Raw genomic sequence first — 24467 nt, forward strand, 5'->3', positions numbered from 1 at the left:
CGGTCCGGCCGGGCTCGCCGCTGCTCGGTGTTTTCCGGCCGGGTTTCGGTTAGCGTCGGAGACATGCCTATCCGTACCGCTTCCGCACGTTGGCAGGGCGACCTCACCGGGGGTGCCGGCACGGTCCGCACCGGCAAGGGCGGCCTGACCGGCAACTACTCATTCAAGTCGCGCTTCGAGGAGGGCGAGGGGACAAACCCCGAGGAGTTGATCGGCGCCGCGCATGCCGGCTGCTTCTCAATGGCCTTCTCCAAGCAGCTCGCCGACGCGGGCGCGACCGACATCTCCGTGGAGACCACCGCCAAGGTGCACTTCGACAAGACCGACGCGGGCATGACCGTGACCCGGATCGACCTGGAGACCGTCGGTCAGGCTCCGGGCATGGACGCGGCCCAGTTCACCAAGCTGGCCGAGGCGGCCAAGGAGAACTGCCCCATCTCCCGACTGCTGTCCCCGGGCGCCCAGATCACCCTGACCGCCCGCCTCGCCTGACCCGGCACCGACCGGCACGGTAGGAGTGTCCCATCGGGACTCCGGTGGCCACTCCTGCCGTGAACGTGCGCCGGTCCCGGGCGGGTGGTCGGGTGGTGGCGGGTCGGGGAGGATGGGCGATGTGGCCGTGGAGATGAGTCGAGAGCGGTTCGAGGAACTCGTCGGCGAGGCGCTCGACGAGGTGCCCGAGGAACTGCTCGGGCTGATGAGCAACGTGGTCATTCTGGTCGAGGACGATCCGCCCCCGGGCGAGGACCTGCTCGGGCTCTATGAGGGGCACGCCCTCACCGAGCGGGGCTGGAACTACTCCGGCGTCCTGCCGGATCGGATCCTCATCTACCGTCGCCCGATTCTGCGGATCTGTGACACGGAGGAAGACGTCGTCGACGAGGTCGCGGTGACCGTGGTGCACGAGATCGCCCACCACTTCGGCATCGACGACGAACGGCTGCACGCCCTCGGCTGGGGCTGACCACGGTGCGGGCGTCCGGCCGGTCGCTCCCCGCGCAGCGTCAGCTCAGCTCGCCGGCCCGCAGCCGGGCCAGCCAGGCCGCCGCGTCGGCATAGTCGGCGTCGGAGAGACCGGCCGGGGCGGGGACGGGCCGGTCACTCGCCGCCGGGCTCCAGCGGTGCCGGGGGTACGACCCGAGAAAGCGCACGCCCGCGCAGATCCGCCGCAGCCCCTGTAGCGCCTCGCCGAGTCGGGCGTCGGCCACATGCCCGGTGCAGTCGAGAAAGAACACGTACCGGCCGAGCGCCTCGCCCGTCGGGCGGGACTCGATCCGGCTCATGTTCACCCCGCGTACGGCCAGTTCCATCAGCACCGACAGCAGCGCGCCGACCCGGTCGTGGGCGATGTAGACCGCCAGCGACGTGACGTCGTCACCGGTGGGCGGCGGGGGTGGGCCGGGGCGGGACACCAGCGCGAACCGGGTCACCGCGTCCGGATGATCGGCGATCTTGTCGGCGAGCACGGTCAGCCGGTGTCGGGTCGTGCCGATCGGGGCGCAGATGGCGGCGTCGTACTCGCCCCGCGCCGCGCCCGCCGCGGCGGCGCCGTTGGACAGGACATCGACCACGACCGCGTCGGGCAGGTGGTCGCGCAACCAGCCCCGGCACTGGGTGGACGCCTGCGGGTGCGCGGCCACGCTCCGCACCTCGGCCAGGGAGCTGCCCGGGCGGGCCGCCAACACGAACTCCACCGGCAGGATCACCTCCCGGGTGATCACCAGCGGTTCGCCCTCGGCCAGCTCGTCGAGGGTCACCCCGACCGCGCCGCCGATCGAGTTCTCCAGCGGCACCAGGGCCGCGTCGGCCTCTCCGGCCCGTACGACGTCCAGCGCCTCGCCGACGCTGCGGGCCGGCGACCGGCTGCCGCGCTCGGCGGCGGGAACGGTGCGCAACGCCTGCTCGGCGAAGGTGCCCTCGGGGCCAAGGTAGACGAACCGGGTCGGCGGTGTTCCGGGCATGACGACCAGCCTACGCACCGGGTACGCCGCCGCAGGCCAGAGTCCGGATGCCGGGTGGGCCGGCGGCGCGTACCTCGGCGGAACACACGTCGGTCCCAGCGGTCACCAGTTCCAGGGCCCCCGGTTCCGTCCGGGTGACCACCTGGAGATCTTCGTGCCCGTTCAACGTCAGCACCGTGTACTGCCAGTTCTCCGCGCAAAGCGGCCCGTTGCGCACCGCGACCCGGACGTCCGTGGGCAGCACCCGCCCGGCGCGCAGCACCGCGATCACCCGATCGCCGGACGGGCCGGCTCCGCACGGCGCGGCGTTCGGGGCGTTGGTGGGGCTACGGGTCGGGACGGCCGACGTGGCCGGGACGGTCGGCATCGCGCTCGGCGTAACCGTGGCCGTAGGGGTGGCGGTGGCCGGAGGGGAGGTGGTGGCTGTCGGTGGGGTCGGCCGCTGCGACTCCGGTGGCGTGCCGCAGCCGGTGACCGCCAGCAGTGCGACCAGCGCCGCCGGAACGGACCGCGGGGCGCGTGGTGCCACCGGACGGCTCGGCCCCCGCCGGTCGGTGGGCCTGGTTGCGATGGGTGGCACGGGTCAGAGCTTGGAGAAAAAGGTGAGGGAGCCGGCCACCCTGCCGTCGGCGAGCACCGGGGTGGTGATGGCGTCGACGGTGGTGCCGCCATCGGCGTCGGCACCCTGCACTCGGAGCAGGCCGCGGGCCAGCCGCCCGGAGTGCAGGGCGAGCAGCGGCGGGATCTTGTCGGTGTCCTGCTCGGTCAGCTCGCTCGGCGTGGCGGTGAAGTCGACCAGGCGCAGGCCACCATCCAGTAGCGGTCGCCCGATCACGGCCTCCGGCGTGCCGAGGCAGAGCAACTCGCAGCCGGACGCAGAAATCGCCACGACGGTCGTGTCGGCGTCGATCAGCAGGCACGGCTCGGCGGCTCGGCGGACCATGTCGGACCACTGCCCGACATTGTCGAACGCCTGCTCGGTCGGTGTCCCGGCAGCGGGCACGAAGACTTCCGAGAGCGACAGTTCGACGTGGGCCACCGCGCCTCCTAGGTACACCGACGGTCCGTCCACGCTAGCCGGTCGCCCGACGGCCGCGCGACCGCGCTGGACCACCGGGCCACCGGTGCTGAGCGAGGCGCTTCAGCGCTGGCGGGGGACAGGCGTCGGTGCGACGGGTGCCCGTGTCGGGGCAGCCGGCGACGGCGCGGACCGGCGGAACCACCGAAGGCGGCCCACGGACCACGTGGCGTCGGCGCAGAGGTTACCGGCGGCCGGCCCGCTTGTCAGCGGCCATTCGGCCCTCGTCATACCACCGGTAGTCAGCTGCTGGATGGTACGTGCCGTTGAACCAGGTGGACGGTGCCTGGGCGACTCGGGAAAGCTTCTCGGCGGTGGCCGGGCTGATCCGGTTGCCGCCCGCCACGAGCAGCCGGTCCAGCTCTCGATGGGTGGCCATGAGGCAGTCCTTCGGCAGGCCGTAGACGCTGATGACCCCCGAGCCGACGAAGGTCAGCACCGGAGTCACCGGGATCGGCAGGCCAACCGCCTCGGAGAGGGCCTTGCCGGCCCGCTTGGCGTCTCGACGTGCCTCGGTCACATAGGGCGGGCGCTTGCCGTTGATCTGCACCACGTCGCCGGCGACGAGCACCCGGGCGCGACCGTGGTCGACGACGGTGACCGCGAAGAGCCCGCTCGGACCGATGGCGAGGAAGCCGGCCCGCTCGTTCTGGCCGCGGTCGAGCAGGACGTCCGAGGCGTCCGCTCGGGGCCACTCGACGACGTGCCAGGCGGGACCGAGGTGGTCGAGTTGGCCGAGCGCCCGGGCACCGGCCGCCTCCAACCGGCGGGCGCCCCGCTCCGCCCGGCGGCGGCGGACCCACTCCAGTGGTGTCGGTCGGGCCGGTTCGAGCGCCGAGGTGGGCTCGACCCGGGGCTGAGGCATCGCGACCGGTGGCAGGGCCCGGGTCGGCGCGCCTCGGCGAGCGGGAAAGACAGTCATCGCGACCTCCGGCAAAAGGTCTCTCGAAGTTATGTCTCCACTACCCTACGTTGCGCACCCGGGTGGTCGGCAAGTTGGAGCGCCGGAGTGAGTGCGGATGAATGCCATATTCATTCACACTTCTTTTCCCGGATGGTGCGGACGCCTGTCCTACGCTGCGAAGGTGACCCACTATGTGGACAGCGAGGTCGCCCGACTCGGCACGGTGCTGCTGCACCGCCCCGGGCCGGAACTGGCCCGCCTCACCCCACGCAACAACGACGCCTTGCTCTTTGACGCTATACCATGGGTGGGCCGGGCGCAGGAGGAGCACGACGCCTTCGCCGACGCCCTGCGTGGCCGAGGAGTGGAGGTGCTCTACCTGGCCACCCTGCTGGCCGAGACGCTCGCCCTGCCGGACGCCCGGGCCGAGCTGACCGAGCTCGTGCTGCGTTCGCCCCGGCTGGGCGACACGCTGCGCCGGCGGGTCGCCGACCACCTCACGTACCTCGACCCGGCCGCCCTGGCCGACGTGTTCATCGCCGGGCTCGCGCACGAGGAGTTGCGGGTCGGCCGAGACCGGCCGGGCGGTCTGGTCTGGGCCCTGATGGACCGCCACGACTTCGTCGTCGAGCCCCTGCCCAACCTGCTGTTCACCCGGGACTCCTCGGTCTGGGTCTCCGACCGGGTCGCGGTGACCAGCCTGGCCATGCCGGCCCGGCGGCGGGAGAGCATGCTGACCGACGCGATCTACCGTCACCACCCGCGCTTCGCCGGCACGGAGTTCGTCTACCACCCAGGGCTGGAGCACCTGGAGGGTGGCGATGTGCTGCTGCTCGCGCCCGGGGTGCTCGCCGTCGGGGTGGGCGAGCGGACCACGCCGGCCGGGGCGGAACGGCTCGCCCGGCAGGTCTTCGCCGCCGGCCTGGCGCACACCATCCTGGTGGTGCCGATCGCCCAGGAGCGCGCCACCATGCACCTGGACACGGTCTGCACCATGGTCGACGTGGACGCCGTGCTGATGTATCCCAACATCGCCAGCGAGTTGTCGGCGTACACGGTCATCGCCGGGGTGGACGGCGATGAGCCGCGCGTCGACGGCCCGGCGCCGTTCCTGCGCGCCGCCGCCGACGCGATGGATCTCGACCAGGTTCGGGTGATCGACACCGGCCTCGATCCGGTCACCGCCGAACGGGAGCAGTGGGACGACGGCAACAACACCCTCGCCCTCGCGCCTCGGCTGTGCGTGGGCTACGAGCGGAACGTGGAGACCAACGCGCAGCTGGAACGGGCCGGCATCGAGGTGATCGCCATCGCCAGCTCGGAGCTGGGCTCCGGCCGGGGCGGCCCCCGCTGCATGTCCTGCCCGCTGCTCCGGGACCCGCTACGCGGGTAAGGAGGGGCCCCTTGTTAACACACGTCTGTTAACAAGGGACCCCTCCTTGCATCTCAGCGCAGGGTGAGTTGGCGGCCGAGGAGACCCTGTCGGGCCCTGCGCCCGGCCGCGTCCAGCGGCTCCCGCTCCGCCAGCGCCTCGGCGTACCGCTTGGCGAACTGGGCCACCGGCGCCTCCCAGTCGGCGGCCGGAACGTCCTCGGGCAGGTCCCAGACCGGCACCAGGCGGCCGTGCGCCCGGAACATACCGGCGAAACGGGTGTTGTCGCCGAGGGGCAGCGTGCCGGCCACGCTCAGCCGCGACAGCGCGTCGAGCGCGGCGTCCTCGTCGTCCGGCAGCACCCAGCGCACGTGGGCCTTCTCCGGCACCTGGCACCAGTACGCGGCCCGCGCCGCCGCCAGCTTCACGGTCGGGTAGACCGCCGCATTGGCCCGTTCCAGCGACGCCTGCACGGACGGGTCGTCGGTCGCGCCCGGGTCGAGCCAGAACTCGAACCCGTCGTGCATGGTGATCTCCAGCGGACCGTCGACCAGGATGTCCTGGAGGCGGGGGCCCGGGCCGGGCAGCGGCGGCACCGACACCTGGCCGCCCGGCTCGGTACGCAGAGCGCAGAGCAGCGCGTCGGCGAGATCCCGGGAGACATCGCCGGACTGCTGGTGCCGCTGCAGGCCGATGAAGACCCGCCCGTCCGGCTTGGTCATCGCCGGGGCGGCCATCGGCAGCACGGTGGCCAGGGTGACCGGCCGCTCGCCGTACTCCTCGACCAGCTCGGGGGTCAGCTCCAGGGGCGCGGTGGCGGCCGGAACCAGCTCGCGTAGCGCGATCCACTCCGGCTCGTCGACCAGCCCCTCGAACGGTCGGGGCACGAAGACGTCGCGCACCTTCTCCCGCTTCGGAGCGACTTCGACGGCGGCCCGCTGCCTTTTTTGACGCTTGCTCACGGCGAGACAGCCTAGATGCCGGACCCGGGCCCTGTGGGCAGGACCCACCTCTCGGCTCCGGTCAGCCGGCCATCAGCACGTCCGGCCGGGGCGAAACGAGCGGGTCGAACTCGGCCCAGACGCTCTGGCCGAGGCCGTCGCGCTCGACGCCCCAGCGGCTGGACAGGCCGGCAACGATGTGCAGGCCGCGTCCGTCGACCGACCCCGGGGCCGGTCGACGCATTTGCGGGCCCGCGGCGGAACCGCCGTCGGTGACCCGGAGTTGGACGCTCTGCCCGCCGGCCGCCGGGCGTAGTCGCCAGGCCACCCGGACCACCCCACCAGGCAGCGGGTCGGCGTGGCGTACGGCGTTGCCCACCAACTCGGCGAGGACCGCGACGAGGTCGGCCAGCAGGGCGGGAGGGACGATGTCGGCCAGTTCGTCGGCGAGCCGGTGTCGGGCTCGGCGCGCGCCGGCCGCGTGGTGCGGCACCACCACGCACCACGATCGCTCGACCGAACCCGTCGACACGTCGTTCCCCTTCGCCTGGCGCCCTGGTCATCCCCGGGGCAGCCGCACCTCCGCGACCGTACCCCCACCGACCCTCGGTCGGAGGGATACCCATCCATTCTGCTGTTCAACGATCTGGCGGACGAGATAGAGACCCAATCCGGCCCCCGGATAGCGCCGGCGGTCACCGGATTCACCCTGCCAGAACCGGTCGAACGCCCGTTCCACATGCTCCGGTCGGATGCCGATGCCCCGGTCGGCGATCCGGAAGGAGACCGTGCGCTCGTTCGCCTCGGCGGTGACCTCGATGGGGGTGTCGGGCAGCGAGTACTTGCCGGCGTTGGTGCTCAACTCGGTGAGCACTGTGGCTAGGCCGTGCCGGTCGCCGAGCGCCTTGGGCAGGTTGGCCGGCAGGTCGAGGACGATCCGGTGCCGGACGTCGGCCGGCAGGTCGAGGGCCGCCGCCCGCAGCGCGTCGGCGAGGTCGAAGGGTGCGGCCGGTTCCCCGCGCGGGGTCTCCGTGGCAGCGGTGAGCAGCCGATCGACCAGCCGGGCCAGCTCGTTGGCCCGCTGCCCGATGATCCGGGCGGCGTGCCGCCGGTCGTCGTCGCTGAGCGACTCCCAGTGGTCGGTGAGGGTGTCCGCGTACCCCTTGATCACGGTGACCGGGGTACGTAGCTCGTGGCTGGTCACCGCGACGAAGAGGTCCCGGTCGTGGTCGCGGCGCTGCTGGTCGGTGATGTCCCGGAAGGTGACCACCCGCAGCGCGTTCGGGCCGGGCAGCTCCGCGGAGGTGATCCGCAGCCAGCGGCCGTCCGGCAGCCGGTGGTCGAGCCCCTGCCCGGACGGGGGAAGCGGAAGCGGGAACGGACGGTTCAGCGCCTCGGCGGCCGGACGGCCGGCCACCTGCGCGGCGGCTGGGTTCCACAGCCGCACGTGGTGCCTGCGGTCCACCACCGCGAGGCCGTCGGTGAGCGCCGCCACCACCGGGCCGTCGCCGTGTACCGGCAGACCGGTCTGGTCGCCGTACATGTGGGCGATGCAGGCGGCGACGTACGCGATGACGGCCTGCTGGGAGTCGTCCGGCGGCTCGCCGTCGGGGTAGAGCGCGTGCAGGCTGCCCACGGTGAGGCCGCCGATCTCGGCCCGCGCCATGATCATCCGGCGCAGCCCTCGGCCGGCCAGCTCCTCCGTGAGCGCGCCCGGAACGGCGTCCACGCGGATCTCGCGGACGGCGGGACCGGAAAGAAGACAGTCGGTGGTCGGGTCGTTCGGCGGCAGCGGACGGCCGAGGACGAACTCGGCGCTGCCGGTCGCCACGATCACCCGGCCCCCGGCGGGGGCGAACTCGACGAACACCAGGCCGGCTGCGCCCACGGCGGGCTCGAGTACCCGGAGCAGGCGGGTGAGTACGGGCAGCCCCGAGCCCCCGGAGTTGATCATCGCGATCACGCCGGTGTGGCCGGCGATGAGGGCACGATAGTCGGTTCGCTCCGGCATGTCCCGAGTCTGCCCCGCCGACCGGTCGAGGGACACCCCCGGTCGGGGCGGGAGCGGCCGTCGGACGGATCGAGGCGGTTCAACGGCCCAGCCGGGCCAGTGCCCGGGCGGGCCGGTCGGTGATCACGCCGTCCACCTCGGCGGCCAGCACCAGCTCCAGATCCTCCGGCTCGTTCACCGTCCAGACATAGACCTGGTTGCCGGCGGCCCGCAGCGTGGGGACGAGCTGCGGCCGGGCCCGGAGTAGGGCGATCCCCGGCCCGGCGATCCGGGTGCCGAACGGCAGCCGGCCCAGCCGCAGCCAGCGCGGCAGCACCTCCAGCAGCAGCACCGTGGGCAGGCCGGGTGCGAGGTCGCGGATCCGGCGTACGGCGAGCGGGGAGAAGGACATCACGGTGACCCGGACCGGATCGTCCGGGCCGGGTTCGGCGAGGCCGTACCGGCGCAGCATCGTGACCAGGCGACGTTCCACGTCCCCGCCGTACCGGTTCGGGTGCTTGGTCTCGATCAGCAGCCGGACCGGCCGGCCGGCGGCCAGCACGGCGTCGAGTAGCCGTTCCAGGGTGAGCAGCCGGGTGTGCGACTCGTCGAGCGGTTCGTCCCCCACGGCCGCCACCCCGCCCGGGTGCCACGAGCCGAAGTCCAGCGTCTGCAGCTCGGCGAGGGTACGGGCGCTGACCAGCCCGTGACCGTTGCTGGTCCGGTCCAGCCGGCGATCGTGTACGCACACCAGGTGCCCGTCCCGGGTCAGCCGGACGTCGCACTCCAGCCCGTCGGCGCCCTCGTCGAGCGCCCGCAGGTAGGCGGCCAGAGTGTGCTCTGGCAGGTCGTACGAGGAGCCGCGGTGCGCGAAGACCAGGGGGGTGCTCATGTCGCTCGACGCGCCTCAGGCGACCCGGCCCGGCTGCCCGTCGTCGGTGACCACCGGGCGACCGGCGGCGGCCCAGTCGCCCATCCCGCCCTCGACGTTGCGCACCTGGTCCCAGCCGTTGCGCAGCAGGTACGCGACGACCTGCGCGGACCGACCGCCCGAGCGGCAGATCACGGCCACCTCGCGGTCGTCGGGCACCTCGGACAGGCGACCGGGCAGCTCGGTCATCGGCAGGTGGTGGGCGGCCGGCGCGTGGCCGGCGGCCCACTCGTCGTCCTCCCGGACGTCGAGCAGGTAGGTGTCGTCGGGCAACGCCGACGCGGGAACACTGGGTACGTGGGGTCCGAACACGGATACCAAGCCTAGACCGGCGGGTTGGTCACAGCCGGTTGACCCAGCGAGGATTGGCTCCGACCCACTCGGGCATCCGGGTGGCCCGCAGGGCGTCGAAGAGCCCCCCGCCGCCATTGTCCAGCACGACGTACGAGACCTCGCCGATGACCTGCGGATACGAGGGGACCTGCACGCCGCGCAGCGCGTCGGGCGGCAACCCGCGGAACGCGAGAAGCAGGTCGTCCAGCGATTTGCCGTTGGTGTCCACGGTCAGCGCGCTGCCGGCCGCCCGGAGCACCCGGTCGAGCTTGACCGGGTCGTCGCGCAGGTGTGTCTGGCCGGCCTTGTTGAGCACCGCACGGAGCATCTGCTGCTGGTGGCGCTGCCGGTCGTAGTCGCCGCCGGGCAGGCCGTAGCGCTGGCGGACGTAGTCCAGGGCCCGGGCGCCGTCCATCTGTTGGCAGCCGGTGGTGAACAGGGTCTTGGTGTGAACCGACCGGATCTCGGTGTCGACGCACATCTGGATGCCGCCGAGCAGGTCGATGACCTCCTTGAAGCCGGAGAAGTCGAGGAGGGCGGCACCGTCGAAGCGGATCCCGGTGAGCCGGCTCAAGGTCGCCGAGAGCAACCGAGCCCCGGCCTCACCCCCGCCACCGTACTCGTACGCCGCGTTGATCTTGTCCTGGCCGCCGTCGTAGCCGGGTGCCGCCGGGATGGTGACCAGCAGGTCGCGCGGAATTGAGATCAGGTACGCCTGCCGCATCCCGGCCGGTACGTGCACGATCAGGATGCTGTCGGAGCGCTGATCGTCGGGGTTTGCGCCCGGCCGGTGGTCCGAACCGATCAGCAGGTAGTTGAGCGCCTGGGACAGGTCGGTCCTCGGCTTCCGGGCGGCCGGGTCGAGCAGATTCTGCTTCGTCACCGTACGGTCGTACCGGTGGCTGAGCCAGTGCAGCCCGGTCAGCCCGAGCGTGGCGAGCAGGATCAGGGCGAGCCCGCCACCGAGCAGAAACCGGATCCGTCGGGCGGGCTGGCCCCGCCCGACTTTGTTCGCTGCTCGCCTGAACGTGGCGTTCCTCCCCGTAGCCTGACGTGAGACCTCCTCACGTCAGGCTACGGTCCGCTCACCCGGCGGCGGTAGGTTTCGTCGCGGCTGCCGCCGAATCCCGCTCACTTCCTGGTGGAGAGGACCTCCGGGTTCGCGACCACGAAGTCGGCGAGGGCGTCGTTCTTGACCGCCTTGAACATCTGCATGCTCAGCTCGTTGAGCGACTCTCGTGAACCGTCGGCGTTGGGGCTGTAGGTGCCGCCGTTGGTGCGCAGCGTGACCAGCTCGTTGCCGGTGACGCCCTTGAGCGTGAAGAGGTAATCCTCGATCGGTACGCCGCCGGTGTCCAGGATGAAGGCCTTGCCGGCCGCCTGGATCAGCTGGTTCAGCTTGATCGGGTTGGTCAGCGTGCCGCCCTCGGTGGCCTTCTTCGCCATCGCCTTGATCAGCTGCTGCTGGTTCTGCTGGCGGTCGTAGTCGCTGTTCGGCAGGCCGTAGCGCTGGCGGGCGAAGTCGAGCGCCTCCCAGCCCGCCATCTCCTTGCAGCCCTTCTTGTGCACCACCGGCTTCATCGGCTTGCCGGTCTTCTTGGCGTCCGCGTTCCACATCGGCTTACCGTCGACCAGCTTCATGTGGTACGAGGTGACCTCGTGGCTCACGCAGATCCGGACGGTGCCGAGGGCGTCGATGACGCTCTTGAACCCGCCAAAGTTGATGATCGCGGCACCGTCGAAGCTGATCCCGGTCATGTTCTTGATGGTCTTGGCCAGCAGCTGGGCACCACCCTCCCAACCGCCACCGTTCTGTGCGCCGAAGAAGAAAGCCGCGTTGATCTTGTCAGTGCCACCCCGGTAACCGCTCTTCGGGAAGGCCGGGATCTGCGCCTCGGTGTCGCGAGGAATCGAGATCAGGTATGCCTGGTCGTGGCTGGCTGGGATGTGCAGGATGATGATCGTGTCCGAGCGGACGTCGTCGCTGGCCCAGCGCTCCCGAGCATCGACGCCGAGCAACAGCATGTCGATCGGGCCTTTGAGGTTGTTGCCGCCCTCGGCCTCGGTCTTGCCCGCCATGCCGAGCAGATTGCCCTGGTCGATGGAGCTGGTGGCCTGACCGATCAGCGCCTTGGCGCCGACAATCGCGGTGCCGCTGGTCATCATGAGCACCGCGCCGAAAATCAGCGTGAGCCGGGCCCACAGCGGGTCCTTGCGCTTGGGGCGCTTCTTCGCGCCGCCGGGGCCGCGCCCGCCGGGGCCGGGCTGGGACGGAATGATCGGGGGTACCCGCCCGGGTGCTCCGGGCTCCGTTGACGGAGGGCGACGGCTGGCTTGAACCGGCATGCGTGCTCCAGCTCGGTGATCGGGGGCGGGACCACTTTACGGATTCCGCGCCGTTCTGGCGACCTTGTCTGCTGAATATTCCCGCAGATCTCCGTACTCGTGCCGATAGTGTGCCCGAACGGCCAAATGCAAGGGGCCGGTCGGCGGTTGGCTCGCCGCGAGGCAAACCTTGACCGCCGACCGGCCGAGTCGCGCGGTGTCAGTTGCCGTCGTTGCCGCTCTGCTGGTTGGCCGCCACCCACTCGGCCATCTTGTCCGCGATGATGGCCTGGTACATCGCCAGCGCCTTCTCCCGGTCGGAGAGCACCACCGACTGCCCGTCGACGTCCTGACCGCCAAGGTTGGGGCTGGTGATGAAGGTCAGATTGTCGCCGCGCAGGGTTCGGAACTGCAGGACCATGTCCGTCAGGGAGAATTCCTGGTCGACCTTGACCGCCTTGGTGACCGCCTTGAGGAAATCGTTCAGCTTCTTGGGGTTGGTCAATGTGCCGCCGCTGGCGGCCTTGTCCATCAGCGCCTTGAGAAACTCCTGCTGGTGACGCATGCGGGCGAAGTCGCCCGTCGGGAACTGCTTGCGCTGTCGTACCCAGTCCAGGGCCTCGGCGCCGTCCATGTGCTGCACGCCCTTGGTGAACTTCCGGTGCGGCTTGTGGATCGAGGTGATGGTCCGGTCCACCTTGAGGTCGACGCCGCCGAGCGCATCGGTGACCTCCTTGAACCCGCCGAAGTCGATCGCCACGACGTGGTCGATCCGGACGTCGGTGAAGCACTCCACGGTCCTGACCGCGAGCGGCAGGCCACCCCACGCGAAGTACGCGTTGATCTTGTTGCGTGAGCCGGAGTCGCAGGATGCCCCGGCGCTCTCCGGGATCGGCACGTACAGGTCACGCGGAATGGAGACCAGGTAGGCCTTCTTGTGGTCGGCCTGGATGTGCAGGAGCATCACCGTGTCCGCCCGCCACTCGCCGGCCCGGTCCATCTGGGCGTCCGGGTCCCGGGAGTCGCTGCCGACCAGCAGGATGTTGAGTGCGCCGTCGACCTTCTTGACCGGCCGGCCGCCGGTGATCTGCGAGAAGGGGTCGGTCCGGGCCAGATCGTCGTTGAGGTTACGGGCGTAGAACCAGGCACCCGCGCCGCCGAGTAACGCGAGCACCAGCACCGCCGCGCCGGCCACCAGGGCGATCCGCCCCCAACGCGGGCGCGGGCCACGGCGTCCGGGGTCGCCGCCGGGCCCGTGCGGACCACCGGGGCCGCCGGGGCCAATCGGTCCGCCCGGGCGCGGCCCCTCGTCGTACGACGGGGACCGCCGGGCGTCGGCGACGCGGGCGCGCCCGGCGGGGCCCCGACCGGGACCGGGGACCTGGGCACGGCCCGCGCTCCGACTCAGGTGCGGGAGCGGAAGGCCGGCAGGGATGGTCGCTGACATGCAACCGAGGGTAGGTCGGTTGGACCAGTCCCGTCCTCAGCCGGGCCGGGTGCCAGCATCCTGCCCGCCGAAATCAATACCCCAGCCGCCCGCGAAAGTGTTCAATCGTGCGTCGCAGGCCGTCTTCGGGCGTCACGGTGGGCTCGTATCCCAACAGTTCGCGGGCGAGCGTGAGGTCGGGGCGACGCATCTCCGGGTCATCCGCGGCCCGGGTGATATAGCTCACCTCGGACGTGCTGCCGGCCAGGGAGACGATCGTCTCGGCCAGTTGCCGCATCGACATCTCGTGCTCGGTGCCGCAGTTGATCGGGCCGGTCTCGGTCGAGTCGAGCAGCAGCAGGATGCCCCGCACCAGGTCGTCGACATAGCAGATCGAGCGGGTCTGCTCGCCGGTGCCGTGCACCGTGATCGGCTCGCCGCGCAGCGCCTGGGAGATGAAGGTCGGGATGGCCCGGCCGTCGTCCGGCCGCATCCGCGGGCCGTACGTGTTGAAGATCCGGACGATCGCGGTGTCGGTGCCCCGGCTGCGGTGGTAGGCCATGGTGGCCGCCTCCGAGAAGCGCTTCGCCTCGTCGTAGACGCTCCGGATGCCGATCGGGTTGACGTTGCCCCAGTACGTCTCGCGCTGCGGGTGTTCCTTCGGGTCGCCGTACGCCTCGGAGGTGGAGGCCATCAAGAACCGGGCGCCATCGGCGGTGGCCCGCTCCAGCAGGTGCAGGGTGGCGACCGAGCCCACCCGCAGGATCTCCACCGGCAGTTTCTCGAAGTCGGTGGGGCTGGCCGGGGAGGCCATGTGCAGGATCGCGTCGAACCGCTCGGCCATGGCCGGGTGGTCGGCCGGCAACCCCTCGGAGATGTCCGCCTCGACCAGCGTGAAGGCCGGCTCCGCCAGCAGGTGGGCGATGTTGTCCTTGGCGCCGGTCACGAAGTTGTCCAGCACGACGACCGCGCAGCCACGCTCGACGAGCCGGTCGACCAGGTGTGACGGCACGAATCCGGCACCGCCGGTGACGAGGACGCGGTGGCCAGATCCAAATCGGGGAGCAACCTTCATGCGGGACAGCCTAAAGGAGGGGCCCCCTGTTAACGCCTCGTGTAGAGCAGGGGGCCCCTCTTAACTCAGTGCGCGCCAGCGCCGGTGAGCGCGCGCACCTCCAGCTCGGCGTACTTCTCCTCGTCGTGCTCCTTGGACAGCAGGGTGCCGATCCAGCCGCAGAGGAAGCCGACCGGGATCGAGATGATGCCCGGGTTCGACAGCGGGAACCAGTGCCAGTCGTGCTCCGGGAACATGGCCGTCGGTGCCCCGGACACCACCGGCGAGAAGAAGACCAGCACCACGGCGGCGACTAGGCCGCCATAGATCGCCCAGACCGCGCCGGAGGTGTTGAACCGCTTCCAGAACAGGCTGAACAGGATCGCCGGCAGGTTGCCCGAGGCGGCCACCGCGAAGGCCAGCGCCACCAGGAAGGCCACGTTCAGGCTCTGCGCGAAGATCGACAGCACGATGGCGACCGCGCCGATCACCAGGGCGGAGATCCGGGCGACGTTCACCTCCTGCCGCTCCGACGCCTGGCCGCCCTTGACCACGTTGGCGTAGAAGTCGTGCGCCAGGCTCGACGACGAGGCCAGGGTCAACCCGGCGACCACCGCCAGGATGGTGGCGAAGGCGACCGCCGCGATGATCGCCAGCAGTGTCGCGCCGCCCAGGCTGCCACCGAAGAAGTCCTTGCCCAGTGCCTCGGCGAGCTGTGGCGCGGCGGTGTTGCCGGCCTTGTCCTGCGCGGTGATGGCCTTCCCGCCGACCAGCGCCGCCGCGCCGAAGCCCAGGGCGAGAGTGAGCAGGTAGAACAGCCCGATGATGCCGATCGCCCAGAGCACGCTCTTGCGGGCCGCCTTCGCCGTCGGCACGGTGTAGAAGCGGATCAGGATGTGCGGCAGGCCGGCCGTGCCGAGCACCAGGGCGATGCCGAGCGACAGCAGGTCCATCTTGCTGTAGAAGGTCTTCAGGGCATCGCCAGATGTCTCCACCCCGTATTTGAGGCCGGGTTCGAGGAAGGCGGCTCCCTTGCCGGAGGCGTGCGCCGCGTCGCCGAGCAGGGACGACAGGTTGAACTTGTATTTGGCGAGCACCAGCAGGGTCATCAGGATCGCGCCGCTCATCAGCAGGAACGCCTTGACGATCTGGACGTACGTGGTGCCCTTCATGCCGCCCACGGTGACGTAGATGATCATCAGGGTGCCGACCAGGAGGATGGTGGCCACCTTCGCGGTGTCCGCGTCCATGCCCAGGAACGTGGTGCCCGGCTTGATGCCGAGCAGCAGCGCGACCAGCGCGCCGGCGCCGACCATCTGGGCCAGCAGGTAGAAGATCGACACGGTGATCGTGGAGACCGCAGCCGCCGTCCGGACCGGGCGCTGGCGCATCCGGAACGCCAGCACGTCGGCCATCGTGTATCGGCCGGAGTTGCGGAGCAGTTCCGCGACGAGCAGCAGCGCCACCAGCCACGCGACCAGGAAGCCGATCGAGTAGAGGAAGCCGTCGTAGCCGTACAGGGCGATGATGCCGGCGATGCCGAGGAAGGACGCGGCCGACATGTAGTCACCGCCGATCGCCATGCCGTTCTGGAAGCCGGAGAAGGACCGGCCGCCGGCGTAGAAATCGGTGGCGGTCTTGGTCTGCCGGCTGGCCCAGACGGTGATGGCCAGCGTGATCGCCACGAAGATCAGGAAGAGGGTGATGGTGAGGTTGCGGGCGGTGTGGCTGCCCGCCTCAGCCGCGAGGATCGTGCTCATCGGTCACCTCCTCGAGCTCGGTGCGGATCCGGTCGGCGACCGGATCGATCCGCCGGTCGGCGAACCGTGAATAGAGCCAGGCGATGGCGAACGTCGAGACGAACTGGAGCAGGCCGAAGACCAGGGCGACGTTGATGTTCCCGAAGAGCTTCGCGCCCATGAAGCCCCGCGCGTACGCGGAGAGGATGACGTAGAGCGCGTACCACAGGAAGAACGCGACGGTCATCGGGAAGACGAAACCGCGCAGCGCGCGCCGTAACCCGGCGAACTCGTCCGACCGTTGTACGGCGAGGTACCGCTCCGCCGCCGATTCGGCCGGCGCGGACGCGGGTGTGTCCGTGGACATCTGTGGATCACCACCTTCGCAAGGCGTGGGGGAGTTTCGCGCACGGTAGAGAGCGCGTCTCCCGCCTGGGAAGGTGCAGATCGAGCCTGGTCACCCCCTGCGCCGAACGGTCACCCTCCTGCGCCGAGTGACCTAGGTCACCCGTTCACCGGTTGCCGCTTGACGGCTGGGTGTGCGGTCAGCCCAGCTCGCGATAGCGGCCCCGGTAGTGCAGCAGCGGGGCGGTCTCGTCGGCCAGGTCGACCGCCTCGATCGTGGCCTCGACCAGCAGGCCCCAGCCGTACTCCCGGGCGGCGTCGAGCCGACAGCCGGCCCACCCGCCCGCGTCCGGCGGCACCGGCCCGTACGGGGTGTCGGTCCACGAGCCGATGGCGAAGAGGCCGCCGGGCGACGGGAAGAGGCCAGCGAAGCGGTCGGCGAGTTGTCGGTGCGAGGGGCCCAGCGGCGCGACCGCGAACCGCCCCGCCTCCTCGACGGCCGCCCACAGATCCGACTCCGGATCGATCAGCCCGAGCAGCCGGTCCGGTTCCCCCTCGGCGACCAGGGTGGACGACACGGTCAGCCCGGCCGGTCCGGGAGCCGTCCACAGGGTCACCGGGGCGGCCAGCCGCCCGCGCAGCCGCCGTACCGGCGACCGTTGCCCGGCCGGCACGGCGAATGGGTCGGTGTGATGGATCTCCGCGCCCGGCTCATGATTCACGTGAAACATTGTGCCGCCCCGGGCCCGCGCCCAACCGAGGAAGCGCTCGTGCAGGCCGGTGGCGTGCCCGAGCTGCTCGGCGGCCTCGGTCATCAGTGCGCCCGGGTGGAACAGCAGCGCCGTCCGATCCTGCCGATACTCGACCAGCAGGGCGAGCCGCGCCGACTGGCACGCCAGTGCGCCCCCACACGCCCGGCACCGCCACGCCGGCCGCATCGCCAGATGCGCCCGCCTCACCGCCCCTTACCTCCCGCCCCGGAGCTCTCCTTCACCCCCGACGCCTGGCGCTCCCTGATCACCGCTTTCCGGACCAACCAACCGGGCTGACGGATCGTGCAGCGGCGCAAGCCCTTGAGGGACTCCCTGCCCGAGGCAGCAACTTCTGGGAAGTTGCTGCCTCCCCGCGATGGCAGGCAGCAACTTCCCCGAAGTTGTGCAGATCTTGGGACGTGGCCGGGAGGGCGATCTCACGAACGGGGGGACGATTGGGCCGCAGCCCGCCAGAGGGTGATCGCCACCCAGGCGCAGCCGATCCCTACGAGCACGCCGTGGGTGATCCGGACGGCCGGTGGCGTGAAGAACTGCGGGAGGAAGAGGGCGAAGCCGACCGCCAGCGGAAGGCCGCTGTAGCGCGGCAGGACCCCCGAGCGCCAGATCGCGACGGCGGCCAGCACGGTCCCGGCGGCCAGCGCGAGCAGGCCGAGCGCGAACGTGGTGACCGCGGCCGGCCCGAAGCGGACGGTCTCGGCCAGGTCGAGCAGGTCGATGGTCTGACCGTCGGCGACGCGGGTGGCGATGGCGTGCAGGCCGAAGTCTTCGGCGCCGTAGTAGGGCAGGGTGAGGCCCGCGCCGATCCAGGTGGTCACGGCGGCGGCGAGGGCGAGCTGGCTACCTCGACCGTGCCGCAGCGCTTCGGGGAGGGTGAGCAGGCCCAGCGGCAGAAGGATGAAGCCGATCATCGCGAACAGGTGGGAGGCGACCCACGCGGTTGAACTCATCGCCGCTGTCGCGCCGGCCATGGTGGTTTCGTCGGACCAGGGGCGGGTGGCCGGGTAGAGGATGAACAGCAGACCGGCGGCGGCGACGGCGAGCGCGCCGGCCCGGGTACGGGTCAAAGACATGGGGGTTCCTTCTCAGGGGTGGGGAAGGCTGGCGATGAACATCTGGACCAGCTGCTCGTAGGTGTCGTCCAGGCCTTCGGGCAGGCCGAAGCCGCCCGCAGCCTCAAGGGAGGTGAACCCGTGCATGATGGCGCGCAGACATCGAATAGCGTGTATTGCGGCGGAGTCGTCCAGGCGGTAGGCGCGCAGCACGGCGAGGAAGACCTGAAGCAGTTTGTATCCCGCCGCCTGCGTCGCCGGGTCGTGCAGCGGGTCGGCCGGCGTTGCCGCGTAGCGGTTGGGGTGCCGCAGCACGTAGGCACGGCTGGCCCGCATCAGGCTCGCCACGGCGTCGTCGCCACTGCGGCCGACGACGGCGAGGGTGAGCTGCTCGGCCATGTCCTCCATGACTCGTACGCCGACCAGGCTCCGCAGTTGCGCCAGGCTGGCGACGTGCTTGTACAGCGACGGTGTGGCGACCCCGGCGCGAGCCGCGACCGCCGCCAGCGTCAGTTGCTCGAGCCCCTGCTCGTCGATCACCGCAAGGGCCACTTCCACGACCCCGGCGGTGGACAGGCGCGCCCTAGGCACGGCGACCACTCACTGGCAGCAAGAACATTAGCATAGCCAAAAGGCTAACGCCATTAGCCTCGCTGAAGCAACCCGGATGTCCGGCCGGCTCAAGGCTGGCAGGCGGCTGACACCCGCAACCCCCGACCGGACACGGACGGGCGGGCCGCCCCCGCCCGGGGACGGCCCGCCGTGTCGACGCGGGTCAGGAAAAGTCGACCAGGAAGTAGTAACTCGTCGTGTCGGTCCATGCCCCGTCGGCCGTGCGTCCGCGCACCACCATCGTGTGCGAACCCGTCGAAGTCGGCGTGTAGCTAGAGGTCGCAACCCCGGCGGCGTTCGCCGCTGCCATCACCGGCTGGCCGTAATCGACCGTGTACTCGAACTCCACCACGCCGGGACTGCCCTGCGTGAAGGTGAACTCACCCGGCACACCCACGCCACCGGCCCACCGGTTGGACGGGTAGGTACTCGACGACACCAGCGGCGCCGTGCCGACCAGGAAGGGGTAGTCCGTCTGTGGCGTGTACTCGCCCGCCGCCGTTCGGCCCCGCACCGAGAAGACGCTCTCGCCGTTGCGATCCATGGTCACCGAGATGTCGGTCACCAGCGCGTCGGGGGTCTTCGGCACGCTCTGCCAGGCACCGCCGTTGAGCTGGTACTCGAAGGTGGTCACCTCGCTGACCTCGGTGTAGACCCCGAACCTGCCGATCGCGCCGATCCCGCCACGCGGGGTGTACCCGTCGTACGCACTACTCACGTTCACGCGCGGGTCGCGTACCCGGAAGTAGTACCGTCGCTCTTCGCTGATCCTGCCATCGGCCGATCGACTGATGACCGTCAACAGGGTGTACCCCGAGTGTGCCGGCGTGATCTCGATTGTTGCCTTACCGTCCGGTCCGGCGGCTGCAATCTGCTCTTCGCCGCTGTACTCCAGTACGTAGCGGTACTCCACTACATCGGAGCGGCCCGGATTGAAGGTGAACTTGCCGGGCTGGCCGGGCTGGCCGGCGGCATCGTTTTCGGGGTAGTCACTGGACACCACCACGGGTGCATCGCTGACCTCGAACGTGTAGATCCGCGAGGGCGAGAAGGACCCGTCCAGGAAACGCGTACGGACCGCCAGCGTGTTGCTGCCGGAGCGGTCCGGCGCCAGCGTCACCCGAGCCCAGCTGTATTCCGGGTCGGCGATCTGCTCGGGCCCGTCGTTGAGCCGGTAGAGGTAGACGTCGACGTCCGGCATCGCGGTGTCGAAGTCGAACTCGCCGGGGATGCCCACGCCGCCCCACGCGCCGTACTCGTAGTAGGTGCTGGAATAGACGATCGGCTTGTTGTCGACGACGTTGAACTGGTATTGCTCGATCTCGGAGACGGTGCCGTCGGCGCTGATGCTGCGCACGTTCAGCGTGTACCAGTTCGGCTCCGTCGGCGTCCAGCGCAGCACCGCGGTGCCGTCTGCTCCCGCCTCAATACGTTGCATTTCCTCATAGAGGAACGAATACTCGTACGCCACCACACCAGGCCGGCCGGGCCGGAAGGTGAAGCTGCCCGGGCGGTCGACCACGCCGTTGTGGTCCGGAAAGGCGAAGTCGGGCGACTCCACAGACGGGGTGTCCCGGACCCACACATTCTCGGTGTGCGCGCCGACGAGCGTGGTTCCGACGTAGCTGCGCACCTGCAGCTTGATCGAACCGGGCTGCGGGAACACCACCGAAACGTCCGCGGTCCCAGCGGCGGTCGCCGGGACCCTGACCTCGTCGCCGTCACCGACCTTGTAGCCGAACTCAGTGACTCCCTCGACGTTCGTGGAGATTGCCAACTGGCTGGGCAGGCCGACGCCACCCACCGTCACCCGCACCTGCGGCGCGGTGGACCGGACGTAGAACCGGTACTCGGTCACCGGGGAGGAATTCGAGGCGGCGTCCACGCTCCGCACGCTCAGGTACTCGACGAACGAGGTCGGCGTGTATTCGAGCGTGACGTCCGCGCCCGGCTTCGGCGCGGGGATGTAGTTGTACGTCTCGCCGAAGCGTCCCCAGTAGTAGCCGACCACGTCCGACGACCCGTTCGCCTTGAACGTGAACGTGCCCGGAACTCCCGAGCCGCCGTGCGCCTCGCCGTCATTCGGGTACGCCGTCGAGGTGACCACCGGTGCGGCCGGCGGTTCCGCGTCCACCTTCATGTAACACGGCTCGGCCCACGTGGAGTAGTCGTGGCCGTCGTACGCACGGGCGGTCCAGGCCACTACGGTGCCGTGCGGATACTGCGACATCTCCCAGCCGACCTTCGAGAGCGTGGATCCGTAGCTCGATCCGAACCGCTCGGAACGCTGGTCCTCATGGCCGACCGGCCAGGCGGCGAACTGTCCGTTGAAATTGAAATCGTTGCTGTCCGCGTCCGCGCCCCGGACCATCAGGGTGTAGTTGCGCGCCCCCACAGGCTGCGGGTTCTCCTTGGAACCGCAGGCCCACGACGGAAACTCAAGCCCGATCTGCGTCACCGTCGGCGCGTGGTTGGCCTCGCTGTGGATGACCGGGAACGGGCGGAGCTTTCGGCCGTGGGCGAGCTTCCCTTCGTAGCCGTGCGGCAACCGGATCTCGACGGTGAGGGTCTGCTCGTTCTGGCTCGCCAGCCTCTGCAACGCGGGCATGATGTCCCACACCAGATAACCGGGGCAGGCGGCGGCGCCGCCGGCTTGGACGGTGCCGAGCAGTTCACGTTGGCGCGGGGTCGACTCCCAGCTCGTGGTCGCCTTGATCGGATCAGTGCGCCAGAGCTCGACCGGCTGGGCCGCCGCGCAGTCGGCCGCGGATTGCTCCGCGATGACCAGGTCCGCCTTGTGGATGATCGCCCCACGGAAGCGGGAGACGTCGAAGGTGAAGTAGGACCGGGACTTGTGCTTCTGGCCGTCCGCACCCGTCCAGGAACCGATCGGCGCGTCGCCCGGGGGGTTGATGAACGACTTGTTTTTCTGCTGCGAGTCCGTGTAGGCCCAACCGGACTTGCTCACGTCCCGGTATTCGTAAGCCTGCGCTGGCTCGGCGCTGACGCTGACCAGACCTGCGGCAAGCATGATCCCGAGTGACGCCGCCAGCAATCTTCGTGCGCCCATGACCCAATGCACCTCCCCCGTAGGCGACGGCCTCTTTGCCATCGAGGTGCTTGATCATATCGATGCGAGGGGGGTCCCGCGCCTCCAATTTCGCGTCGGCTCTGGCCGCCGCACCGACGTCAGCGGCGCGGCGTGACCGCCGCGAGCAGTTCCGGCTGCCGGCGGTCCAACGCGTCCCCGGACAGGTACGCGCCGAGCAGCGCGGCGCCCAGCCCGTACGCCAGGCCGACCGGCAGGGCCAGCCAGAGCCAGGCCTCCCCGAGCAGCGCCGCGGCGACCACCATGGGCACCGCCGCGACCGCCGAGGCGATCATGGACAGCAGGGTGAACAGGCTCTTCGCCACCCCGGCGCCGGTGTTCATGGCGAAGGGGTTGCTCGTCTCGGGCAGCGCGTACGCGCCGAGCACCGAGACGAATCCGTTGATCGCCAGCCCGGCGCCGTACGCGGCGAACAGCGCGCCGGCCATCGCCCCCAGCCACCCGGGATGCCCCAGCACGGTGGCCACGATGATCGCGACCACGCCGAGCATCGGCACCACGTAGATCGAGAATGCGGCCATCCGGGCGCGCAGCTCCAGCCGCCCCGGCACGCCGGCCACCACGTTGGCCGCGTACGCGCTGCCGTCGAAGCCGAACTGGTTGGCCAGGGTGACCGAGGCGAGCACCCCGACAAAGACCATCGAGAGGCTGACCAGCACCGACGACTGCTCACCGGTGACGGAGAAGCCCTCCTCGGCGCTGATGGCGAAGCCGGCGCCACCGAGGTTGACCATCACCGGCACGAAGATGCCGACCACCGCGATGGTGATCAGGTTGGCTCGCCGGCGGGCGTCCCGCCACCAGTAGCGGCACTCCCGGGCCACCAGCGCGCCGAACCGGTCCCGCCGCGCCCAGCCGACCACCCGCGGGAACAGTTGAGCGACCGCCCCGCCGACCGTGCCGCGCTGCTTGCGAGCCGGGCCCGCGCTGGCCGCACCCACCATCGCCGACTCCAGCGAGCGCGACCACCAGTACAACAACGAGCCAACGGTCAGCACGGTGATCAGCAGCTTGACGGCGGCGGCCCAGGCCCGCCCCTCGGCCACGTCGATCCCGGCGGTCCATGGCGCCCCGAACGGGGTCCAGCCGACCACGCGGGCCGCGCCGGTCAGCCGGTCCCAGTCGGCCCGGTTGACGGCGGCGATCACCATGATCTGCAACGGCCCGAGCAGTGCGGCGAGCACCGCGAGCAGGACGGCGGCCAGGTCGCGTACCCGGCGGGAGCGGAGCATGGTGGCGAAGGCGCTGGTCACCGCGCGGGCGGCGGCGACGCAGAGCAACACCCCGGCGACCGCCCCGACGGCGGCGACCAGCGCGGCCGCCCAGCCGCCCAGCGCGCCGGCGGTGACCACCAGCCCGGCGACCGCGATCAGTGTCGCCAACACCGGGACGCTGACCAGGGCGGCGGCGTACAGGCCGGTGACCAGGGTGCGGCGGGAGAGCGGCAGCAGCGCGAACCGGGCCGGGTCGAGGGTCTCGTCCACGCCGAAGAAGACCAGCGGCAGCAGCAGCCAGCCCAGCACCAGCAGGCCCCCGCCGAAGGCCGCGACCATGAGTGCGTACCGGGGCTCGTCGGTCAGGCCGGGCGCGGCCAGGGCGAAGAATCCGCCGGTGGCGGCCCAGAGCCCGACCACGACGCCGACAATGAAGAGCGCGATCCGCCACGCCTGGCCGCGAAAGTTGTTGCCGAGCACCCGCAGCTTGAGCCGGACGAAGTGCCGGGCGGAAACCCGCCGGGCCGGCCGCTCGGGCGCGGTCACCGGGACAGCCACGACAGCTCCTGACCGGTCGCGGTCCGCCCGCCGACCACCTCGACGAAGACCTCCTCCAGGGAGCGGGCGCCGCGTACCTCGTCGAGCGTGCCGACCCGCTTGATCCGCCCGTCGGCGAGGATCGCCACGTGCGAGCAGAGCCGCTCGACCACCTCCATGACATGGCTGGAGAAGACGACCGTGCCGCCGCCGACGACGTAGCGGTGCAGGATGTCGCGGATCAGCGCCGCCGAGACCGGGTCGACCGCCTCGAACGGCTCGTCGAGCACCAGCAGCCGGGGGCCGTGCAACAGCGCACAGGCCAGGCCGATCTTCTTCTTCATGCCCGCCGAGTAGTCGACCACGAGAGTGCGGCCCGCGTCGGTCAGCGCCAGCACGTCCAGCAGCTCCGCCGCGCGCTGGTCGACCACGGCCGGGTCCATGCCGCGCAGCAGACCGTGGTACGCCAGCAGCTCCGCGCCGTTGAGCCGGTCGAAAAGCCGCACCCCGTCCGGCATCACGCCGAGCAGGCTCTTGGCGTGCACCGGGTCGGCCCAGACGTCGTACCCGAGCACCCGGGCCTGGCCGGCGTCGGGCCGCAGCAGGCCGACGGCCATGGAGAGGGTGGTGGTCTTGCCGGCCCCGTTCGGGCCGAGCAACCCGTAGAACGACCCGGTCGGCACGTCCAGGTCGACCCCGGCGACAGCGATCTTGGTGTCGAACCGCTTGGCCAGGCCACGGAGAGACAGCGCGGGATGCTCATGGGTCATGGCC

Annotated in this window: 24 protein-coding genes; 3 read left to right on the forward strand and 21 right to left on the reverse strand. The window is 70.7% G+C overall.

From position 1 onward, the window contains the following. Nucleotides 1–63 precede the first annotated feature (63 nt). Nucleotides 64–492: an OsmC family protein gene (locus ABZ671_RS24040; RefSeq protein WP_357862011.1), complete on the forward strand. Its 429-nt coding sequence runs from the start codon at nucleotides 64–66 to the stop codon at nucleotides 490–492. Nucleotides 493–619: 127 nt separating this feature from the next. Beyond that, nucleotides 620–964: a metallopeptidase family protein gene (locus ABZ671_RS24045; RefSeq protein WP_357862069.1), complete on the forward strand. Its 345-nt coding sequence runs from the start codon at nucleotides 620–622 to the stop codon at nucleotides 962–964. Nucleotides 965–1004: 40 nt separating this feature from the next. Here the strand turns inward: ABZ671_RS24045 and pheA are convergent, their stop codons facing one another. The 4 genes from pheA to ABZ671_RS24065 form a co-directional block, all read right to left on the reverse strand. Beyond that, a complete protein-coding gene (gene pheA, locus ABZ671_RS24050) occupies nucleotides 1005–1961 on the reverse strand; it encodes a prephenate dehydratase (protein ID WP_357862013.1) in 957 nt (318 codons plus the stop codon). A gap of 10 nt (nucleotides 1962–1971) precedes the next feature. Continuing rightward, nucleotides 1972–2541, reverse strand: a complete 570-nt coding sequence (locus ABZ671_RS24055) for a hypothetical protein (protein WP_357862015.1) — start codon at nucleotides 2539–2541, stop codon at nucleotides 1972–1974. 3 nt (nucleotides 2542–2544) lie between these two features. Then, complete coding sequence (locus ABZ671_RS24060) at nucleotides 2545–3000, reverse strand: hypothetical protein (RefSeq protein WP_357862017.1); 456 nt, start codon at nucleotides 2998–3000, stop codon at nucleotides 2545–2547. 223 nt (nucleotides 3001–3223) lie between these two features. Continuing rightward, the gene (locus tag ABZ671_RS24065; protein ID WP_357862019.1) at nucleotides 3224–3961 is read right to left on the reverse strand and encodes a hypothetical protein; all 738 of its coding nucleotides are present in this window, start codon (nucleotides 3959–3961) and stop codon (nucleotides 3224–3226) included. Between the two features lie 163 nt (nucleotides 3962–4124). Between ABZ671_RS24065 and ABZ671_RS24070 the strand changes: the two genes are divergently transcribed. Beyond that, entirely contained in the window at nucleotides 4125–5336 is a 1212-nt protein-coding gene (locus ABZ671_RS24070) for an arginine deiminase (protein WP_357862021.1), read from the forward strand. Between the two features lie 53 nt (nucleotides 5337–5389). On the opposite strand, the gene ABZ671_RS24075 is transcribed toward ABZ671_RS24070, so the two are convergent. The 17 genes from ABZ671_RS24075 to ABZ671_RS24155 form a co-directional block, all read right to left on the reverse strand. Next, nucleotides 5390–6277 (reverse strand): DUF5926 family protein, encoded by an 888-nt coding sequence (locus ABZ671_RS24075; protein ID WP_357862023.1) that lies wholly within the window; start codon nucleotides 6275–6277, stop codon nucleotides 5390–5392. A gap of 61 nt (nucleotides 6278–6338) precedes the next feature. Then, nucleotides 6339–6755: an ATP-binding protein gene (locus ABZ671_RS24080; protein ID WP_357862071.1), complete on the reverse strand. Its 417-nt coding sequence runs from the start codon at nucleotides 6753–6755 to the stop codon at nucleotides 6339–6341. A gap of 60 nt (nucleotides 6756–6815) precedes the next feature. Continuing rightward, a complete protein-coding gene (locus tag ABZ671_RS24085) occupies nucleotides 6816–8267 on the reverse strand; it encodes a PAS domain-containing sensor histidine kinase (RefSeq protein ID WP_357862025.1) in 1452 nt (483 codons plus the stop codon). Nucleotides 8268–8346: 79 nt separating this feature from the next. Next, the gene (locus ABZ671_RS24090) at nucleotides 8347–9138 is read right to left on the reverse strand and encodes a glycerophosphodiester phosphodiesterase family protein (protein ID WP_357862027.1); all 792 of its coding nucleotides are present in this window, start codon (nucleotides 9136–9138) and stop codon (nucleotides 8347–8349) included. 15 nt (nucleotides 9139–9153) lie between these two features. Beyond that, nucleotides 9154–9489, reverse strand: a complete 336-nt coding sequence (locus ABZ671_RS24095) for a rhodanese-like domain-containing protein (RefSeq protein WP_357862029.1) — start codon at nucleotides 9487–9489, stop codon at nucleotides 9154–9156. A gap of 28 nt (nucleotides 9490–9517) precedes the next feature. Next, entirely contained in the window at nucleotides 9518–10456 is a 939-nt protein-coding gene (locus ABZ671_RS24100) for an LCP family protein (protein WP_357862073.1), read from the reverse strand. A 185-nt stretch (nucleotides 10457–10641) separates the two neighbouring features. Beyond that, nucleotides 10642–11856 (reverse strand): LCP family protein, encoded by a 1215-nt coding sequence (locus tag ABZ671_RS24105; RefSeq protein WP_357862031.1) that lies wholly within the window; start codon nucleotides 11854–11856, stop codon nucleotides 10642–10644. A 199-nt stretch (nucleotides 11857–12055) separates the two neighbouring features. Continuing rightward, the gene (locus ABZ671_RS24110) at nucleotides 12056–13282 is read right to left on the reverse strand and encodes an LCP family protein (RefSeq protein ID WP_357862033.1); all 1227 of its coding nucleotides are present in this window, start codon (nucleotides 13280–13282) and stop codon (nucleotides 12056–12058) included. Between the two features lie 73 nt (nucleotides 13283–13355). Further along, nucleotides 13356–14336: an NAD-dependent epimerase/dehydratase family protein gene (locus ABZ671_RS24115; protein ID WP_357862035.1), complete on the reverse strand. Its 981-nt coding sequence runs from the start codon at nucleotides 14334–14336 to the stop codon at nucleotides 13356–13358. A gap of 65 nt (nucleotides 14337–14401) precedes the next feature. Continuing rightward, complete coding sequence (locus ABZ671_RS24120; RefSeq protein ID WP_357862037.1) at nucleotides 14402–16075, reverse strand: cation acetate symporter; 1674 nt, start codon at nucleotides 16073–16075, stop codon at nucleotides 14402–14404. Next, nucleotides 16053–16421 (reverse strand): DUF485 domain-containing protein, encoded by a 369-nt coding sequence (locus ABZ671_RS24125; RefSeq protein ID WP_357862039.1) that lies wholly within the window; start codon nucleotides 16419–16421, stop codon nucleotides 16053–16055. The genes ABZ671_RS24120 and ABZ671_RS24125 overlap by 23 nt, the downstream gene beginning before the upstream one ends. A 178-nt stretch (nucleotides 16422–16599) precedes the next feature. Beyond that, on the reverse strand, nucleotides 16600–17214 hold the full coding sequence (locus ABZ671_RS24130; protein ID WP_357862075.1) for a flavin reductase family protein: 615 nt from the start codon (nucleotides 17212–17214) through the stop codon (nucleotides 16600–16602). Nucleotides 17215–17588: 374 nt separating this feature from the next. Further along, on the reverse strand, nucleotides 17589–18242 hold the full coding sequence (locus tag ABZ671_RS24135) for a hypothetical protein (RefSeq protein ID WP_357862041.1): 654 nt from the start codon (nucleotides 18240–18242) through the stop codon (nucleotides 17589–17591). A gap of 12 nt (nucleotides 18243–18254) precedes the next feature. Next, a complete protein-coding gene (locus ABZ671_RS24140; protein ID WP_357862044.1) occupies nucleotides 18255–18779 on the reverse strand; it encodes a TetR-like C-terminal domain-containing protein in 525 nt (174 codons plus the stop codon). Nucleotides 18780–18996: 217 nt separating this feature from the next. Next, on the reverse strand, nucleotides 18997–21903 hold the full coding sequence (locus ABZ671_RS24145) for a hypothetical protein (protein WP_357862046.1): 2907 nt from the start codon (nucleotides 21901–21903) through the stop codon (nucleotides 18997–18999). Nucleotides 21904–22022: 119 nt separating this feature from the next. Further along, nucleotides 22023–23714: an ABC transporter permease gene (locus ABZ671_RS24150; RefSeq protein ID WP_357862048.1), complete on the reverse strand. Its 1692-nt coding sequence runs from the start codon at nucleotides 23712–23714 to the stop codon at nucleotides 22023–22025. Further along, on the reverse strand, nucleotides 23699–24463 hold the full coding sequence (locus tag ABZ671_RS24155) for an ABC transporter ATP-binding protein (RefSeq protein WP_357862050.1): 765 nt from the start codon (nucleotides 24461–24463) through the stop codon (nucleotides 23699–23701). Before ABZ671_RS24155 ends, ABZ671_RS24150 begins: the two co-directional genes overlap by 16 nt. Between the last annotated feature and the right edge of the window lie 4 nt (nucleotides 24464–24467).

The organism is Micromonospora sp. NPDC006766 (assembly GCF_040636055.1).
Classification (GTDB): Bacteria; Actinomycetota; Actinomycetes; order Mycobacteriales; family Micromonosporaceae; genus Micromonospora.